The sequence below is a fragment of the Polaromonas sp. SP1 genome, assembly GCF_003711205.1.
Classification (GTDB): Bacteria; Pseudomonadota; Gammaproteobacteria; order Burkholderiales; family Burkholderiaceae_C; genus Polaromonas.
The window spans coordinates 155302-170885 of the sequence record NZ_CP031013.1 but is presented as its reverse complement, the minus strand read 5'-3'; the positions used below and the strand labels follow the sequence as shown (position 1 = coordinate 170885).

Sequence of the window (15584 nt, the reverse complement as noted above, 5' to 3'; positions counted from 1 at the left end):
CCATGACGAAGAAACAACTGCCCGGCAACCTGCACCGCGACACGCTGGCCGTGCGCGTGGCGGTGGATCCCAGCCAGCACGGTGAAAACTCCGAAGCGCTGTATTTGACCAGCGGTTTTGTGCAGCCCGACGCAGAGACCTCGGCGCGGCGCTTTGCCGACCCGACGGAGGGCTACACCTACGCCCGCACGTCCAACCCGACGGTCACCAGTTTTGAACGCCGCCTGGCCGCCATGGAAGGCACGGAAGCCGCCATCGGCGCCTCGACCGGCATGGGCGCCATCCTGATGATGTGCATGGGGCTGTTGAAGTCCGGCGACCACGTCATCTGCTCGCGCTCGATGTTCGGCTCGACGATTGCGCTCATCGGCCGCGAGTTCGGCAAGTTCGGCGTCGAGACGATTTTTGTGTCGCAAACCGATGTGGCCGAATGGAAAGCCGCACTGCGCCCGACGACCAAGCTGTTGTTTGCCGAAACGCCCACCAATCCGCTGACCGAAGTGTGCGACATCGCCGCGCTGGCCGACCTGGCGCACAGCGTGGGCGCGCTGCTGGCAGTCGACAACTGCTTTTGCTCGCCCGCCCTGCAGCGGCCGGTCGAATTCGGCGCCGACCTCGTCATGCATTCGGGCACCAAGTACCTGGACGGCCAGGGCCGCGTCATGGCGGGCGCGCTCTGCGGCCCGTCCAAACTGATCGTCGACGTGTTCGGCCCGATCGTGCGCACCGCCGGCATGACGTTGGCGCCGTTTAACGCCTGGGTCGTGCTCAAGGGCCTGGAGACGCTGAACATCCGCATGCAGGCCCAGAGCGCCAACGCCCTGGCCGTCGCGAAGTGGCTTGAAACGCAGCCCGCCGTGTCGCGCGTGTATTACCCCGGCCTCGCGTCGCACCCGCAGCACGAGCTGGCCATGCGCCAGCAGTCGGGCCTGGGCGGCGCGGTGTTGTCGTTCGATGTACGCGGCGACACGCCGGAAGCGGCGCGCGCCAACGCCTTCAAGGTGATCAACAGCACGCAAGTGCTGAGCATCGCGACCAACCTGGGCGACACCAAAACCATCATCAGCCATTCCGCCACCACCTCGCACGGACGCCTGAGCGAAGAGCAGCGCCAGGCCGCCGGCATCGGCCAGAGCCTGGTTCGCCTGGCTGTCGGGCTGGACCACGTGGACGACATCAAGGCCGACCTGTCCCGCGGCCTGAGCCTCATCGCATGACTGCCCCCATGACCCCAAAAACCAGAACACGTTTCGCCCCTTCACCGACCGGATTCATCCACCTCGGCAATATCCGCTCGGCGCTGTATCCCTGGGCGTTTGCTCGCGCCACCGGCGGCGATTTCATCCTGCGCATCGAAGACACCGATGTCGAGCGCTCCAGCCAGGAAGCCGTCGACGTCATCATCGAAGGCATGCGCTGGCTGGGCCTGAACCACGACGAAGGCCCGTTCTTCCAGATGCAGCGCATGGACCGCTACAAGGCCGTGCTCGCGCAGATGCAGAAAGACGGCCTGGTCTACCCCTGCTACATGAGCGTGGCCGAGCTGGATGCGCTGCGCGAAAAGCAGATGGCCGCCAAGGAAAAACCGCGTTATGACGGCACCTGGCGCCCCGCGCCGGGCAAGACCCTGCCACCCGTGCCCGAAGGCGTACAGCCGGTGCTGCGCTTCATGAACCCGCAAGGCGGCAGCGTGGTGTGGGACGACAAGGTCAAAGGCCGCATCGAGATCAGCAACGACGAGCTTGACGACCTGGTGATCGCGCGGCCGGACGGCACGCCGACCTATAACTTCTGCGTGGTGGTCGACGACATCGACATGGCCATGACCCATGTGATCCGCGGCGACGACCATGTGAACAACACGCCGCGCCAGATCAACATCTTCAAGGCGCTGGGTAAAGAGCCGCCGGTGTACGCCCACCTGCCGACCGTGCTCAACGAGCAGGGCGAAAAACTCAGCAAGCGCAACGGTGCCAAGCCGGTGACGCAGTACGCCGCCGAAGGCTATCTGCCTGATGCCATGGTCAATTACCTGGCGCGCCTGGGCTGGAGCCACGGCGACGACGAAATTTTCAGCCGCGAGCAATTCATTGCCTGGTTCAACCTCGACCACCTCGGCAAAAGCGCCGCGCAGTTCGACGAAGCCAAGCTGCGCTGGGTCAATGCCCAGCACCTCAAGGCCATGGCTGACGACAAACTGGCCGAAGCCGTTGCGCCCTTCCTGGCGGCGCAGGGCGTCACAGGCCTGGATGCCGCGCACGTTGTCCGCGGTTGCGGCCTGTTCAAGGACCGCTGCAGCACGCTGGTTGAATTGGCCGGCTGGCTGAAATTGCTGGTGACCGGCGGCGAACCCAGCCCGCAAGATGTGGCGACGCATGTCACCGATGCCGTGCGTCCTGCGCTCGCCAAACTCGCCGAGGCCCTGGGCACCGCCGAGTGGAGCAAAGCAGCGATTTCCGCCGCCATCAAGCAGGTTCTGGCCGACACCGGCCTGAAGATGCCGCAACTGGCCATGCCGGTACGCGTGCTGGTCATGGGCACCCCGCAAACCCCCTCGCTGGACGCGATTCTGGAGCTCATGAAACGCGAAGATGTGGTCTCCCGGCTCAAGCTTGTTTGAGGATTTGAAAAAGGCCGAATTTTCGGGCTATAATTCAAGGCTCGACAATTGCAGGGAAACCTCAATAACTTGACGGGGGTATAGCTCAGCTGGGAGAGCGCTTGCATGGCATGCAAGAGGTCAGCGGTTCGATCCCGCTTACCTCCACCAAAAGTTAGTCGCGAAGAATTTGAAGTTTTGTGGGTCTTTGTGAAAGCAGGGGCCCATCCGGAAGTTCCAAGGTTTTGACCCCATCGTCTAGAGGCCTAGGACATCACCCTTTCACGGTGAGTACCGGGGTTCGAATCCCCGTGGGGTCGCCAGCATTCATCACGCCCAGCGCGTGATGCCCAAGGCGCAAGTTGACAACCGCCGGCCCGCAAGGGCAGGTGACTTGGCTCGAAAGAGCGAATGTTGTCGCTACCAGGAGTGGTAGTTCAGTTGGTTAGAATACCGGCCTGTCACGCCGGGGGTCGCGGGTTCGAGTCCCGTCCACTCCGCCAAATCCGAAAGGGCTTGCAAGTTTTCTTGCAGGCCCTTTTCCTTTTTTGGCTCCCCGCTCAGCTCCCTCATTCCCTCTCCCGCCCTCATTCCCGCCCGCCGCCCAGCCGCGGCGCATTGGCTTGGGGCTGCCCATTTTTGTATTCCACTGTATCCACGTGCGTGCGTGATACCCCGGATTACGCATGGGCCGCTGCAGGACACACGGGTGATACCCGGCCGCCTTCCAATACGTCCATCAGGTTGCGGCTCTCCGTGTCATGGCCTGTATCCCGGTGGCTACGCCTTTTGGTGCCGCTGCGTTTTCACTCTTTTCGAAGGACTGACCATGAACTCCCGTCGTCAATTTATGGCCGCTGCGGCTGCGGTATGCGCAACGCCTTACGCATCGGCGTTGCCGCTGGGCCGCGCGCCGGCAATCGCGCCGGAATTCGCCGGCATCGACCAATGGCTGAACTCCGCGCCGCTGCGCATGGCCGATCAGCAGGGCAAAGTGGTGCTGGTGGATTTCTGGACCTACACCTGCATCAACTGCCTCAACCACCTGCCAGCCGTGAAGTCCTGGCATGAGAAGTACAAAGACAAGGGCCTGGTCACGGTCGGCGTTCACACGCCCGAATTTGCCTACGAGAAGTCGACCAAAAACGTGCAGTCCGCCATCGAGCGCCTGGGCATCAAGCATGCCGTGGCCCAGGACAACAGTTATTCAACCTGGCGCGCCTTCAACAACAACTACTGGCCGGCGATTTACCTGATCGACAAGAAGGGGGTGATCGTTTACAGCCACTTTGGCGAGGGGCGCTACCAGGAAACCGAAAAAACCATCCAGGCGCTGCTGGCCCAGTAAGCACAATGAGCGCAGCAGCGCTTTGCCGGAGCCGAAGTGCAAAATGCCGGAATCACGATTCACCCAGGACCCACGCATGCAGCCAGACCACATCCTTATCGTCGACGATGACCGTGAGATCAGGGAACTGCTGGGCAGCTACCTGGAAAAAAACGGCCTGCGCGTGACCAAGGTGGAGTCCGGCCGCCACATGCGTGCGGCGCTGGAGAACGTGGCCGTCGACCTGATCGTGCTCGATTTGATGCTGCCCGGCGAGGACGGCCTGACTTTGTGCAGGGATTTGCGTGCCGGCAAATTCAAGGCCATTCCCATCCTGATGCTCACCGCGCGCAACGAAGAGGCCGACCGCATCCTCGGTCTGGAGATGGGCGCCGACGATTACCTGGCCAAACCTTTCGCGGCGCGTGAGTTGCTGGCGCGCATCCGCTCGGTGTTGCGACGCACCCGCATGCTGCCGCCCAACCTGCAGGTGGAAGAGCCCTCCAACCTGATCTCCTTCGGCGACTGGCAGCTCGACACCACCGGGCGCCATCTGATCGACGCCAGCGGCACGCTGGTGTCCCTGAGCGGCGCCGAGTACCGCCTGCTGCGCGTGTTCCTGGACCACCCGCAGCGCGTCCTCAACCGCGACCAGTTGCTCAACCTCACGCAGGGGCGCGATGCCGAACTGTTCGAGCGCTCCATCGATTTGCTGGTGAGCCGCCTGCGCCAGCGCCTGCAGGATGAAGCACGCGAGCCGCGTTATATCAAGACTGTGCGCAGCGAAGGTTATGTGTTCTCGGTCGCCGTCCAGGCCCGGCCGGAGGCCGCATGACCGTGCCTTCGAGAGCGTGGCTGCGCTGGCCCAAAAGCCTGTTTTCGCGCCTGATGCTGATCCTGCTCCTGGGCATCCTCGCCGCCCAGGCCATGTCTTATCTGCTGGTGATGTACGAGCGGGGCCTGGTAGGCCGAGACCTGATGCTGGACAACCTGGAAAAAGACATCACCAGTTCCGTCGCCATCCTGGACAGGGTGCCAGCGGCCGAACGTGCTGCCTGGCTGCCCCTGATAGACCGCAAAAACTACCGCTACCAGCTGGATGAGGGCGTCACCGAACAGGGCACCGACAACGAAATCGCCGAGCGGGTCAGCGCCTCAATCGCCAACGCCGTCGACCCGCGCTACAAGGTCACGGTCAATTCGATTCCCGGTGACCCGAAACGCGTGCACATCCATCTGCGGCTCAGCGACGGCGCGCCCTTGACCATCAACCTCTGGGCCGCCGCCATGCCGACCTCCCCGTGGTTGCCGGCGCTGCTGTTGCTGCAGCTCTCGCTGCTGGCGGTCTGCGCCTTCTTTGCGGTGCGCATTGCCACCCAGCCGCTGCGGCAACTTGCCAACGCGGCCGATGCGCTGGGCCCCGACCTCAAGGGCACGGCCTTGCCCGAAAGCGGCCCCACCGAAGTCGCGCGCGCCTCCACCGCGTTCAACGCCATGCAGCAGCGCATCGCCGGCTACCTGACGGAGCGCACGCAAATCCTGGCCGCGATCTCGCACGACCTGCAGACGCCCATCACGCGCATGCGGCTGCGCACCGACTTGATGGATGACGAAGAGCAGCGCGGCAAACTTCAGCATGACCTGGACGAGATGGTGGCCCTGGTGCGCGAGGCCTTGACCTATGCGCGCAGCCTGCACGGCGCCGACGAGAACCCGCGCCGGGTGGACCTTGATGCCTTGCTGGACACCTTGCGCTGCGATTACGAAGACGCCGGCAAACCGGTACGCGTGAGCGGGCAGGTTGGGCGCCCCGTGATGAGCCGTCCGCTGGCGATGCGGCGCATCCTGACCAACCTGACCGACAACGCGCTCAAGTTCGGGCAAGAGGTCGAGTTAACAGTGCAAACCAACGCGCCGGGCGAGATCGAAATCTGCGTGCTGGATCGCGGGCCCGGCATCCCCGAAGCCGAACTTCAGGCGGTGCTGCAACCCTTTTACCGCGTAGAAAACTCCAGGAACCGCGAAACAGGCGGCACCGGCCTGGGCCTGGCGATCGCGCAGCAACTGGCGTCTTCCATAGGCGCGCGGCTCAGCCTGGCCAACCGGCCCGGCGGGGGGCTGGCGGCACGGCTGGTCATTCCGTCCTCTTTCGGGACTTGAGCGGTAGGACTGATCCGTTCGCCCTGAGGTATCGAAGGGCCAGCACCGAGCAGCGGCTTCGATACGCCGCAAGGCTTCCCTGTCCTGAGCCTGTCGAAGGGTCAGCCCGAACGGGGGTGAAAATCAGTCGCGCAGCCTTCAGGTCCTGGCTTCAATCTGGGTTCATCTGCGCAATCTGCGGATAAAAACCATATCCACAGATGACGCAGATGACATAGATGAATGCGGGGAAAATCATCGCCATGCAAAGTCGCCTGTTGATGTCGCGGCCGCATTTGCTATGAAATTAGTAGCTGCTAATGCGCGTGATGCTTGGGCTGGAGGCCGATTTGATGCATAAACGCGGAATGGCACGCTGTTGAATCGCAAAAGCCCATCTGCTCCGTCAAAAAGGGCAGGCGGGCTTTAGTCTTGCGCGAACTCAGACCACGTTGATCTCGACGTCGATGTTGCCGCGTGTGGCTTTGGAGTAAGGGCACAGCTGATGGGCGGCATCCACGATGGCGCGGGCCGTGGCGCTGTCCAGGCCCGGAAGGCTGACATTCAGGCGCGCTTGCAAAAAGAAGGCATCGCCGGCCGTGCCCAGGTCCACTTCCGCGTCGACCGACAGGTTTGCAGGCAAGGTGACTTTCTGCGCATTGGCAGCGCGGCCCATGGCACCGATAAAGCAGGCCGACCAGCCGGCGGCAAACAACTGTTCGGGGTTGGTGCCCTGGCCCGCACTGCCGGGTGGAGAGAGCTTGATGTCCAGCCTCCCGTCAGAGCTGCGGGATTCCCCGTTGCGGCCTCCCAGGGTGTGGGTCTTGCCGGTGTAGAGAACTTTGTCGAGGGTGTTGATGGCAGTCATGGTGAGTTCCTTTGAAAAGTTGAAGGGACGAAAAAAATGCGTTTTTTGGAAAGTACTTTGGAGAAATCCACGGGTCTTCACAAAACACAGATGAATTACATCGGGCCGGCGTGTCCCAGGTGTTCCGGCAACGCAATGTTCTGTACGCACCCGGCGGCCAGACACACTGCGGTACAAATCTCCCCGGCGCCCGGCGGCTCAGCGGCGGCGCCAGACCACTGAGGGCCTGGAACTGATGCATTGGCAGCTCACCGGGTTGCGCAACTCATGCGCAAAGCCGCCCAGGAAGAAAGTCAACGCGAACCAGATTTTTTTCATGGGGTGTTCCTGTGTCGTTGCGGGTATTGCGGGTGTTGATGATGTTGATGAAGCGGATCAACCGGATCAACCGAACGTGAAGGCATACACCTGCGCGCCGGGGTCGAGGAACTCGATCTCAAACAGGCGCTCTTGCGCCGAAGCCGGTTGCCTCACCAGCTGGTACAGCCGGTGTGCGTCAATCACGCCGCTGCCGTCGGCGGCAACGTCCGTGCCGTGTTCCTTCAAGGGTGGCTTGCCGTCGACCAGGATGCGAAAACGCACCGGGCCGGCGCCGGCCTCACGCCCCAGCACGAGGTGCAAGTCGCGTGCGTGAAAGCGATAGGCCAGGCGCGCGCCCGCGCGCACCGCAACGGCGCGCTCGGCCTCCACGGCCCAATCGCCGCCCAGCGTCCACTGGTTCAATCGCAGGCTGTTGGCGCTCTCGTAGCGGTGCTGCCGGTCGGGCTGCAAGCCGCCCGCGGCCACAAAACCCGCCGCGCGCTCATAGCCCACATAGGTTTCGCCGGATTGCGCGTCACTGCCGGGCGCGGCCTGTGTGCCTTCGCCCTGCGCGTTGACGAAGCCGCCGGCGCCGGTGGTTTTGCCATTCTCCGCCAGCAGTTTCTGGATCAGCCGCTCCGATTCCTGGTAACGCCCTTCACCCAGCAGCTGGTCCCTGACCTTGCCTTGCGCATCGATGAAATACAGCGCCGGCCAGGCCCGGTTGTGAAAGCCGCGCCAGATGGCATGGTTGCTGTCGATGGCTACCGGGTAGGTGAGCCCCAAGTCCTTCACGGCCTTGCGCACGTTGTCCGGGCTCTTTTCAAACGCAAACTCCGGCGAGTGCACACCGACCACCACCAGGCCGGCATCCTTGTACTTGTCGGCCCAGGCCTTGATAAAGGGCAGCGTGCGCAGGCAGTTGATGCACGAATACGTCCAGAAATCGACTAGCACCACCTTGCCGCGCAGGTCGGCGGCGGACAGGGCGGGTGAGTTGATCCACCCGGTGGCACCGGCAAGCGGGGCGAAGGTTTGGTCGTGGCTGGCTACGGGCGCGGCCGGGACGTCTGACTTTGCCGGAACAAGAGGCATGGCTTGCGCTTCGGGTGAAGGTGCGTCAGCCTCCACACCGGCCGGATGCATCCCCTCCGGCTTCAGGGTGTCGATCAGTTTCTGCTCGATCCGGGAAGTGCTGCTCAACGACAGCTGGCTCAGCAGCCCCGTGTCCAGGCCCGTGGCAATCAAGGCCACACCGGCCAGCACCGCCGCCCCCATGCCGCGCCGCGCCCATTGGCTGGCGCCGAGCGAGCGCCGCATCAACGCCGCAACCCGCCCGCCCACTCCCAATGCCAGCGCCAGCGAAGTCGCCGCGCCGCCCGCATAAGCCAGCAACAAGAGCGAACTGCCGACGTTCGCGCCCTGGATGGCCGCACCGGTAAAGATCAGGCCCAGCACCGGCCCCGCGCAGGGCGCCCACAGCAGGCCGGTGGCGGCACCCAGCAACAGCGACGAAGCAAAGGCGTGGTCCTTGAGCGCACCGCCGTCGCCGGAGGCCGCGATGCGTGCGCCCAGCGCCACCAGCGGGCGCGCCAGGCGATCGGCCAGCGCGGGAAACATCAGCGTCAAGGCAAACACGGCCAGCAGCGCCAGCGCGGCGATCCGACCGTATTCATTGGCCTCAACAGCCCAGCCGCCACCCACAGCCGCCAGCGTGGCCACGCCAGTGAAGGCCAGCGCCATGCCCAACAGCATCGGCAAACCGTTTTTCAAAAAAGGCTTGCCGGCACGCGCCAGCACAAAGGGCAGCACAGGAAGAATGCAGGGGCTCACGATGGTGAGCACGCCGCCCAGGAAGGCAAGGATCAGGAGGGTCATGGTCTGTCTCGGGTGAAGCTTGGTTAGGGCTCGCAGGGGTTCATCAATGCCGGTGATGGCTTCCGTGATTGAACCGCCGCTTCGTATCGCCGCTGTGTCGCGGGCGGGGCCTCTTCGCATGCGGCTGTATCCCCGTACGGGCCAGATACAAAGCCATACAAAACCCGGCCGAATGGCTAACCGGCATCCATGGCTTGAAGAACGGGGCGGCTCGGCCTCACAATGCCTCATGCGCAAACACCTCTCCGAAACCAGCGCGCCCCAGCGCCTCATCGCCGGCTTGGTCGCCGGGCTTGCCGCCGCGGCACTGCCGCTGCCCACTGTATGGCAATTTCGCGGCCTGCTGGGCTGGTGTGTCGGGGTGGGGATTTACCTGGGGCTGGCCTGGTGGCTGTGCGTGCGCTTTGACGCCAAACGCACACGCGAACGCGCACAGGCACAAGACGAACCCAGCGTGGTGCTCTTTTTGCTGATGCTGCTGGCCACCATGGCCTGTGTGGCCGCCATCACCGTCACCATGCAGCAGTCACGCAGCCTGTCCGGCATGGAGCGCACCCTGCACATCGCCCTCGCCATCGCGGCGCTGGCCGCCTCGTGGCTGTTTATCCAGACGATTTTTGCGTTTCGTTATGCGCACCGCTACTACTTTGAAGAAAAGCAAAAAGAGCCCGACGGCCCCGGCCTGCAGTTTCCCGGCGGGCTGGATCCGGACTACTTTGACTTTCTCTACTACGCCCACGTGGTCGGCATGACATCGCAGGTCTCAGACGTGCAAGTCACCTCACGCGAAATGCGCCGGCTGACCTTGATCCACAGCGTGCTGTCCTTCGGTTTCAACATGCTGATCCTGGCGCTCAGCATCAATGTGGTGGCGGGGTCGTTGCAGTAGGGTGAGCTGCTCGAACCACAGGTTAGACCCGCTGGTTCTTCACCCGCGCAAGCCAGCCTGAAGCCATGCAAACGGCCAGCACTGCACCGGCGACCACAGCCCAACCCCAATCACCCCGGCCTTCCGTCCACAAGGCGATGAGCAGCAGGGCGGCCAGGAGCACGGTGGGAAGGGCGACCGAACCTGCCAGCAGCTTCCATTTCCCGGGCTCCATCCTGGCCAGAGCGAAGGATGCCGCGGCTGCAAGACCCAGCGGTAGCGCCGCCTCTGGAAAGACTTTGGCCACAGGCGTGCTGAACAATACCGCGAAGACCCAGACAGCGGCCACGCTTCCGAGCAAAATGCCGAACAGTGGGAGCAGGTATGTTTTCATGATGGGCTTGACGCCAGGCGGCACCGGTTCGCGTATTACAACTGAAACAGCTGCTTTTTCAAGGCCATCTTCTCTTTCTTGCGCAGGCTGGCTTCGGATTTGCGGTGCGAACCCGCCTTGCGCTGCACCGCCGCCGCCACTAGCGGGTTGCGCGGCTTGGGCGCAGCCAGCTTGATCTTCAGCTTGGTCTTGCGGGCCGACGTCATCGCTGTGTTCAGGCCTTGCGGCCCAGCTTGAGCAGCCCGGTCGATAGCGCCGTGCCGATGACAATCACCACCGCGCAAATGATCATCCACGCCGTGACGTGCTCACCCAGGAAGAGCACGCCGTAAATCACGGCAAACACCGGCACCAGGAAGGTGACCGACAGCGCGCGCGGCGGGCCGGCGTTTTCAATCAGGCGGAAAAACAGGATGTAGGCCACGCCCGTGCAGACCACGCCGACGGCCAGCAGCGCCAGCCAGGCGTTCACACTGGGCATATGCGCCGGCCACAGCCAGGCGGCCGGCAAGGCCAGGCCCAGCGTGGCGCCGATCTGGCTGCCGGCGGCCGTCACCAGCGGCGGCATGCCGGTGAGGTAGCGCTTGGTGTAGCTGGCCGAGATGCCGTAGCAGATGCAGGCGAACAGGCAGGCCAGCACGGCCCAGCCGGGCGCGATGCCTGAGGCGTCGGGCTTGAAGGTGGCTTTGTCCCAGGCCAGCATGGCCACGCCGGCAAAGCCGACGATGAGGCCCAGGATGCGCGAGGCATTGGGTTTGTCTTTGAGCCACAGCCAGGCGATCAGCGCGCCAAACATCGGCACCGTCGCATTGAGGATAGCCGACAGCCCGGTGGTGATGGACAGCAGCGCAAACGAAAAGCAGGCAAACGGAATGCCCGAATTGAGGATGCCGATGAGGAAAATCTTCTTCCAGTTTTTCTTCAGATCAGGCAGCAGGCCGCGCAGCCAGACGATGGGCAGCAGGAAGAGCGCGGCGATGCCCACGCGCACGGCGGCGGTCGGCAGCGGGCCGAACTCCACCGTGCTGATGCGCATGAAAAGAAACGACGAGCCCCAGATCGCCGCCAGCATGATGAAGTCGGCGGCCCAGCTTTTGGGAGCCGTTGCGATAGCGGCGGGCGTGGCCAGCCCGGTGGTGCTTGAGCTCAAAACAAGGTCTCCTTCATGTGTGCGCCCTCCAGCTTGAGCAGCGCTGTTTTTTTATCGAGGCCGCCAGCGTAACCGGTGAGTGAGCCATCAGCGCCGACCACGCGGTGGCAGGGCACGATGACGCTGACGGGGTTGCGCCCGACCGCCGCGCCTACCGCACGTACTGCGGCTGGCTTGCCGATGCGGTGACTGAGCTCGCCGTAGCTGGTGGTGTCGCCCTGCGGGATGGCCAGCAAAGCCTGCCACACCGATTGCTGAAAGGCTGTTCCGTAAGCCAGGTCCAGCGGCAGGTCAAAGCTTGTGCGTGTGCCGGCGTAGTACTCGGTGAGTTGCGCAATGGCTTTTTTCAGCACCGGGTGGTCGGGGTCTTCGCGCCAGACATAAGGCTCGACCAGCTGCGGCGGCAGGTGGCGCTGGCCGGCAAACCAGGTGCCGGCCAGGCCCTTGTCGGTTGCAGCAATGATCATCTTGCCCAGCGGGCTCTGGAATGTGGTCTGAACGATGGAGTTGTCGAATTTCATCTTTGTCACCTTTTGAGTGGTTGAGAGTGTTTTAGGGTTGTAGCCCATATAGGACATGGGCAATTAGCTATCAATTTAGTAGCAAACTATGTCGTCGTCTTTCTTGCGCGTCAGCGGCGGAAAGCGCACCTCAACCATTCGACGGCGATGGTCGCCTGAAGGCGCCATTCCGTCCAATGAAATCGAAGCCGTGCATTCATTCCGTAAACGCATAAATTGCGATGAATCAGCGAATCAATGAATCGATTTCGCTGCACCGTCAGCCGGGCCGCTCCAGCGTGCCGCTCCAGGCGCGAATCACCGCGTAGCTGCGCCAGGGTTTCCAGGCGGCGGAGGCCGCTTCGGCTTCGCGGGCCGGGTTCTTCATGCCTTGCACACCCAGCGCCTTGTGCAGCGCCACGTCGCCCGCCGGGAAGGCGTCGGGCCAGCGCAGGGCGCGCATCGCGATGTACTGCGCCGTCCAGTCGCCGATGCCGGGCAAGTCTTTCAGCGTGGCCAGCGTGGCATTCATGTCGGCGCCGCTGTGCAGCTGCAGCCGTTTGCCGGCTACGGCTTCGGCAATGCCGACGATCGCCGCCTGGCGCTGCTTGACGATGCCCAGTTGCCCCAGCGCATCGCCGCTGGCGGCGGCCAGCACGGCGGGCGACGGGAACAGCCGCGTTAGCTGCGGCCACGGCGTTTCGACCGGCTCGCCAAAGCGGTCCACCATGCGCTGCGCCAGCGTACGCGCCGCGGCCACGGTAATCTGCTGGCCCAGAACGGCGCGCACGGCCAGCTCATAGCCGCACAGCGCGCCCGGCACCCGCAGGCCGTCGCCTTCGGGGAAGCTCGCATGCAGCACGCTGTTGATGGTGACGGGGTCGGCGTCCAGGTCAAACGTGGTGCGCACGCGGCGTATCACCAGCGGCAGCACTTCGCGCAATGAGTCGCTCACGCGCAGCACCAGTTGCGAGCGGCTCTTGTCAAAGCTGGCCAGCAGCCAGCCGGCGTGCAGTTTGCCGCCGGCCTCGATGCTGAAGGTGCGGCCCAGCGCGGGCTGCGCTGCATCGGGCGTGACGAATTCAATCGCGTTGATGCAGCGTTTGGTGAAAAAAGCCAGCATGGCCTGCACGTCATAAGGCGGGCGGTAACCCAGCCGCACGGTGACGCCTTCGCCCACCTCGCCGACGCGCGCCGGGCCCTGGCGCCGCAGCTGCGTGGGGTTGAGTTTGTAGTGCTCGACAAAGGCCGCGTTAAAACGCCGCACGCTGGCAAAGCCGCTGATCAGCGCCACCTGCGTGATCGGCAGGTTGGTGTCGGCCAGCAACTGTTTGGCCGTGTGCAGCCGGTGCGTTTGCAGATACTGCATGGGGGAGACGCCGAACTGCGCCTCAAAAATACGCCGCACATGGCGGTCGCTCACGCCCAGCTTGGCGGCCAGCTTTTCGACGGAAGGCGCTTCCTCGGCCCACACTTCGGGTTCATCGAGCAGCCGCGCCGCCTGGTGCGCCAGGATGTAAGAGGCGTCCTGGATGGACCAGACGACGGAATGCGGCGCCAGCTCGGGCCGGCAGCGCAGGCAGGGGCGAAAGCCCGCGTTCTCGGCCTGCGCGGCATGGTGGAAGAAACGGCAGTTCTCACGCTTGGGCGTTTTCACGCTGCAGACCGGCCGGCAGTAGATGCCGGTGGAGGTCACGCCGGTAAAAAAGCTGCCGTCAAAACGGGCGTCCCGCGCCTTCAGGGCGAGGTAGCAGTCGTTGTCGGCAAGAGGGGTGATTTCGCGGTTCATGTGGGAAATGATACGCCGCAGGGTGCTTTGAACTAGCCGTTTTCGGACATGTCCCTGAGGGCTTGAAAATCCTTGTTTTGGGGCTGTTTTGGGTGGTTTTGACGGGGTCGCAATAGTCTGAACGGACCTGCTGGAAAAGGCTGCGGCCTACAGGGGGCGCGGGGGCCGGCCCCTACAATGAAAATCAGTTTTTTTTCTGACTCCCTCCAGGAAGCGCATCGATGCAAATCAACCCGTCCATCTTCAAGGCCTATGACATCCGCGGCGTGGTGCCGTCCACCATCCATGAAGACATGGCCGAGGCATTGGGCAAGGCATTCGGCATGGCGGCCCTGGCTGAAGGCGAAAAGGCAGTCGCCGTCGGCCGCGACGGCCGGATCAGCGGGCCTGCCCTCAGCGCGGCACTGATGCGCGGCCTGGCCGCCACCGGCATCGACGTGATCGATGTAGGCATGGTCACCACACCCATGCTGTACTTCGCGGCCAGCACGCTGGCCGGCTCGGGCATCCAGGTCACCGGCAGCCACAACCCCAAGGACTACAACGGCTTCAAGATGGTGCTGGCCGGGCGTGCGATTTACGGCGAAGAAATCCAGGGCCTGCGCCGCGTGATTGAAGGCGACAAATGGGTACTGCCTTCGCAGGCCGGCACCATCCGCCAGGTTGACGTGGGCGCGGCCTACCGCGACCGCATCGTTTCCGGCATCAAGCTTGAGCGGCCGATGAAAATCGTCATCGACTCCGGCAACGGAATCGCCGGTGCGTCGGCGCCCGCCATCTTCCGTGCGCTGGGCTGCGAAGTCACTGAGCTCTTCAGCGAAGTGGACGGCAACTTTCCCAATCACCACCCCGACCCGAGCAAGCCCGAAAACCTGCAGGACCTCATCAAGGCCCTGCAAAGCGGCGACGCCGAACTGGGCCTGGCCTTTGACGGCGACGGCGACCGGCTGGGCATCGTGACCAAGAACGGCCAGAACATTTACCCCGACCGTCAGATGATGCTGTTTGCCCGCGACGTGCTCTCGCGCGTGCCGGGCGGCACCATTTTGTTTGACGTGAAATGCTCGCAGCGCCTGGCGCCCGAGATCGAGGCCGCTGGCGGCGTGGCCATGATGTACAAAACCGGCCACTCGCTCATCAAGGCGAAGATGAAAGAGGTCGACTCACCGCTGGGCGGCGAGATGAGCGGCCACATCTTCTTCAAGGAACGCTGGTACGGCTTTGACGACGGCACCTACGCAGGCGCACGCCTGCTCGAAATTTTGAGCCGCGTGCCCGACGCCGGCATTGTGCTCAATGCCTTGCCGACCAGCTTCAGCACGCCTGAGCTCAATGTGGCTTGCAAAGAGGGCGAGCCACATACGGTGGTGGAGGCTCTGATCAAGTCGGCGAAGTTTGCGGCGCCTGCCAAGATATCGACGATTGATGGCGTGCGCGCGGATTGGCCGGATGGCTTTGGCCTGATCCGTGCCTCCAACACCACGCCGGTGCTGGTGCTGCGCTTTGAAGGGCATACCCAGGCGGCGCTGGAGCGGATTGAGGCGGACATGCTGACCTTGCTGCGCAGCGTGAAGCCTGATGCCAGCTTTGCGGCTTCGGCGCACTGAGCCAACCCCTCCGGGCGCAACCCCGCTCCCCGCTTCAATCAGGCTGAACCTCACTCTGTTTGGGGCTGACCCTTCGACAAGCTCAGGACTGGTTACGCCGACGGCGTATCGAAGCCTGCCCCGTAGCGCACTGGCCCTTCGATACCTCAGGGCGAACGGCAGAGG

General features: G+C 63.6%; 14 protein-coding genes and 3 tRNA genes. 10 read left to right on the top strand and 7 right to left on the bottom strand.

The features are described from left to right. Positions 1–2 precede the first annotated feature (2 nt). From DT070_RS00825 to DT070_RS00790, 8 genes are all read left to right on the top strand, one after another. Positions 3–1217: an O-succinylhomoserine sulfhydrylase gene (locus DT070_RS00825; RefSeq protein WP_122953697.1), complete on the top strand. Its 1215-nt coding sequence runs from the start codon at positions 3–5 to the stop codon at positions 1215–1217. Positions 1218–1225: 8 nt separating this feature from the next. Beyond that, positions 1226–2620 carry a glutamate--tRNA ligase gene (gltX, locus tag DT070_RS00820; RefSeq protein WP_122953696.1) on the top strand — a complete coding sequence of 465 codons (1395 nt, stop codon included), beginning with the start codon at positions 1226–1228 and terminating at the stop codon, positions 2618–2620. 74 nt (positions 2621–2694) lie between these two features. Beyond that, positions 2695–2770 (top strand) — tRNA-Ala (locus DT070_RS00815). A 76-nt stretch (positions 2771–2846) separates the two neighbouring features. After that, positions 2847–2922, top strand: a tRNA-Glu gene (locus DT070_RS00810). A 103-nt stretch (positions 2923–3025) separates the two neighbouring features. After that, positions 3026–3102: transfer RNA gene (locus tag DT070_RS00805), tRNA-Asp, on the top strand. A gap of 326 nt (positions 3103–3428) precedes the next feature. Continuing rightward, entirely contained in the window at positions 3429–3947 is a 519-nt protein-coding gene (locus DT070_RS00800) for a thioredoxin family protein (protein WP_122953695.1), read from the top strand. A gap of 76 nt (positions 3948–4023) precedes the next feature. After that, positions 4024–4761 carry a response regulator gene (locus DT070_RS00795; RefSeq protein WP_122953694.1) on the top strand — a complete coding sequence of 246 codons (738 nt, stop codon included), beginning with the start codon at positions 4024–4026 and terminating at the stop codon, positions 4759–4761. After that, a complete protein-coding gene (locus DT070_RS00790) occupies positions 4758–6086 on the top strand; it encodes an ATP-binding protein (protein WP_122953693.1) in 1329 nt (442 codons plus the stop codon). The genes DT070_RS00795 and DT070_RS00790 overlap by 4 nt, the downstream gene beginning before the upstream one ends. A gap of 421 nt (positions 6087–6507) precedes the next feature. On the opposite strand, the gene DT070_RS00785 is transcribed toward DT070_RS00790, so the two are convergent. Beyond that, complete coding sequence (locus DT070_RS00785) at positions 6508–6933, bottom strand: organic hydroperoxide resistance protein (RefSeq protein WP_122953692.1); 426 nt, start codon at positions 6931–6933, stop codon at positions 6508–6510. Between the two features lie 384 nt (positions 6934–7317). Beyond that, positions 7318–9111, bottom strand: coding sequence for a cytochrome c biogenesis protein DipZ (locus tag DT070_RS00780; RefSeq protein ID WP_122953691.1), 1794 nt, complete (start codon positions 9109–9111; stop codon positions 7318–7320). A 229-nt stretch (positions 9112–9340) separates the two neighbouring features. On the opposite strand from DT070_RS00780, the gene DT070_RS00775 reads away from it, so the two are divergent. Beyond that, positions 9341–10000 (top strand): DUF1345 domain-containing protein, encoded by a 660-nt coding sequence (locus DT070_RS00775; protein WP_122953690.1) that lies wholly within the window; start codon positions 9341–9343, stop codon positions 9998–10000. A 22-nt stretch (positions 10001–10022) separates the two neighbouring features. Here the strand turns inward: DT070_RS00775 and DT070_RS00770 are convergent, their stop codons facing one another. The 5 genes from DT070_RS00770 to DT070_RS00755 all read right to left on the bottom strand — a co-directional run bounded on the left by DT070_RS00770 (position 10023) and on the right by DT070_RS00755 (position 13812). Next, entirely contained in the window at positions 10023–10373 is a 351-nt protein-coding gene (locus DT070_RS00770; RefSeq protein WP_153976308.1) for a hypothetical protein, read from the bottom strand. 35 nt (positions 10374–10408) lie between these two features. Continuing rightward, on the bottom strand, positions 10409–10579 hold the full coding sequence (locus DT070_RS21165) for a hypothetical protein (protein ID WP_164483694.1): 171 nt from the start codon (positions 10577–10579) through the stop codon (positions 10409–10411). A gap of 8 nt (positions 10580–10587) precedes the next feature. After that, positions 10588–11523 carry a DMT family transporter gene (locus tag DT070_RS00765; protein ID WP_122953688.1) on the bottom strand — a complete coding sequence of 312 codons (936 nt, stop codon included), beginning with the start codon at positions 11521–11523 and terminating at the stop codon, positions 10588–10590. Continuing rightward, positions 11520–12044, bottom strand: coding sequence for a methylated-DNA--[protein]-cysteine S-methyltransferase (locus DT070_RS00760; RefSeq protein WP_122953687.1), 525 nt, complete (start codon positions 12042–12044; stop codon positions 11520–11522). Before DT070_RS00760 ends, DT070_RS00765 begins: the two co-directional genes overlap by 4 nt. Before the next feature lie 259 nt (positions 12045–12303). After that, positions 12304–13812, bottom strand: coding sequence for a DNA-3-methyladenine glycosylase 2 family protein (locus tag DT070_RS00755; protein WP_122953686.1), 1509 nt, complete (start codon positions 13810–13812; stop codon positions 12304–12306). A 221-nt stretch (positions 13813–14033) separates the two neighbouring features. Here DT070_RS00755 and DT070_RS00750 point away from each other — a divergent pair, with 221 nt between their 5' ends. Beyond that, positions 14034–15419 carry a phosphomannomutase/phosphoglucomutase gene (locus DT070_RS00750; RefSeq protein WP_122953685.1) on the top strand — a complete coding sequence of 462 codons (1386 nt, stop codon included), beginning with the start codon at positions 14034–14036 and terminating at the stop codon, positions 15417–15419. The last annotated feature ends 165 nt before the right edge of the window (positions 15420–15584 follow it).

Coding starts and splice junctions, on each gene's coding strand:
- DT070_RS00770 (WP_153976308.1), bottom strand. CDS start 10,373: ATGAAAACATACCTGCTCCCACTGTTCGGCATTTTGCTCGGAAGCGTG.
- DT070_RS00760 (WP_122953687.1), bottom strand. CDS start 12,044: ATGAAATTCGACAACTCCATCGTTCAGACCACATTCCAGAGCCCGCTG.
- DT070_RS00790 (WP_122953693.1), top strand. CDS start 4,758: ATGACCGTGCCTTCGAGAGCGTGGCTGCGCTGGCCCAAAAGCCTGTTT.
- DT070_RS00795 (WP_122953694.1), top strand. CDS start 4,024: ATGCAGCCAGACCACATCCTTATCGTCGACGATGACCGTGAGATCAGG.
- DT070_RS00785 (WP_122953692.1), bottom strand. CDS start 6,933: ATGACTGCCATCAACACCCTCGACAAAGTTCTCTACACCGGCAAGACC.
- gltX (WP_122953696.1), top strand. CDS start 1,226: ATGACCCCAAAAACCAGAACACGTTTCGCCCCTTCACCGACCGGATTC.
- DT070_RS00775 (WP_122953690.1), top strand. CDS start 9,341: ATGCGCAAACACCTCTCCGAAACCAGCGCGCCCCAGCGCCTCATCGCC.
- DT070_RS00780 (WP_122953691.1), bottom strand. CDS start 9,111: ATGACCCTCCTGATCCTTGCCTTCCTGGGCGGCGTGCTCACCATCGTG.
- DT070_RS00755 (WP_122953686.1), bottom strand. CDS start 13,812: ATGAACCGCGAAATCACCCCTCTTGCCGACAACGACTGCTACCTCGCC.
- DT070_RS00825 (WP_122953697.1), top strand. CDS start 3: ATGACGAAGAAACAACTGCCCGGCAACCTGCACCGCGACACGCTGGCC.
- DT070_RS21165 (WP_164483694.1), bottom strand. CDS start 10,579: ATGACGTCGGCCCGCAAGACCAAGCTGAAGATCAAGCTGGCTGCGCCC.
- DT070_RS00800 (WP_122953695.1), top strand. CDS start 3,429: ATGAACTCCCGTCGTCAATTTATGGCCGCTGCGGCTGCGGTATGCGCA.
- DT070_RS00750 (WP_122953685.1), top strand. CDS start 14,034: ATGCAAATCAACCCGTCCATCTTCAAGGCCTATGACATCCGCGGCGTG.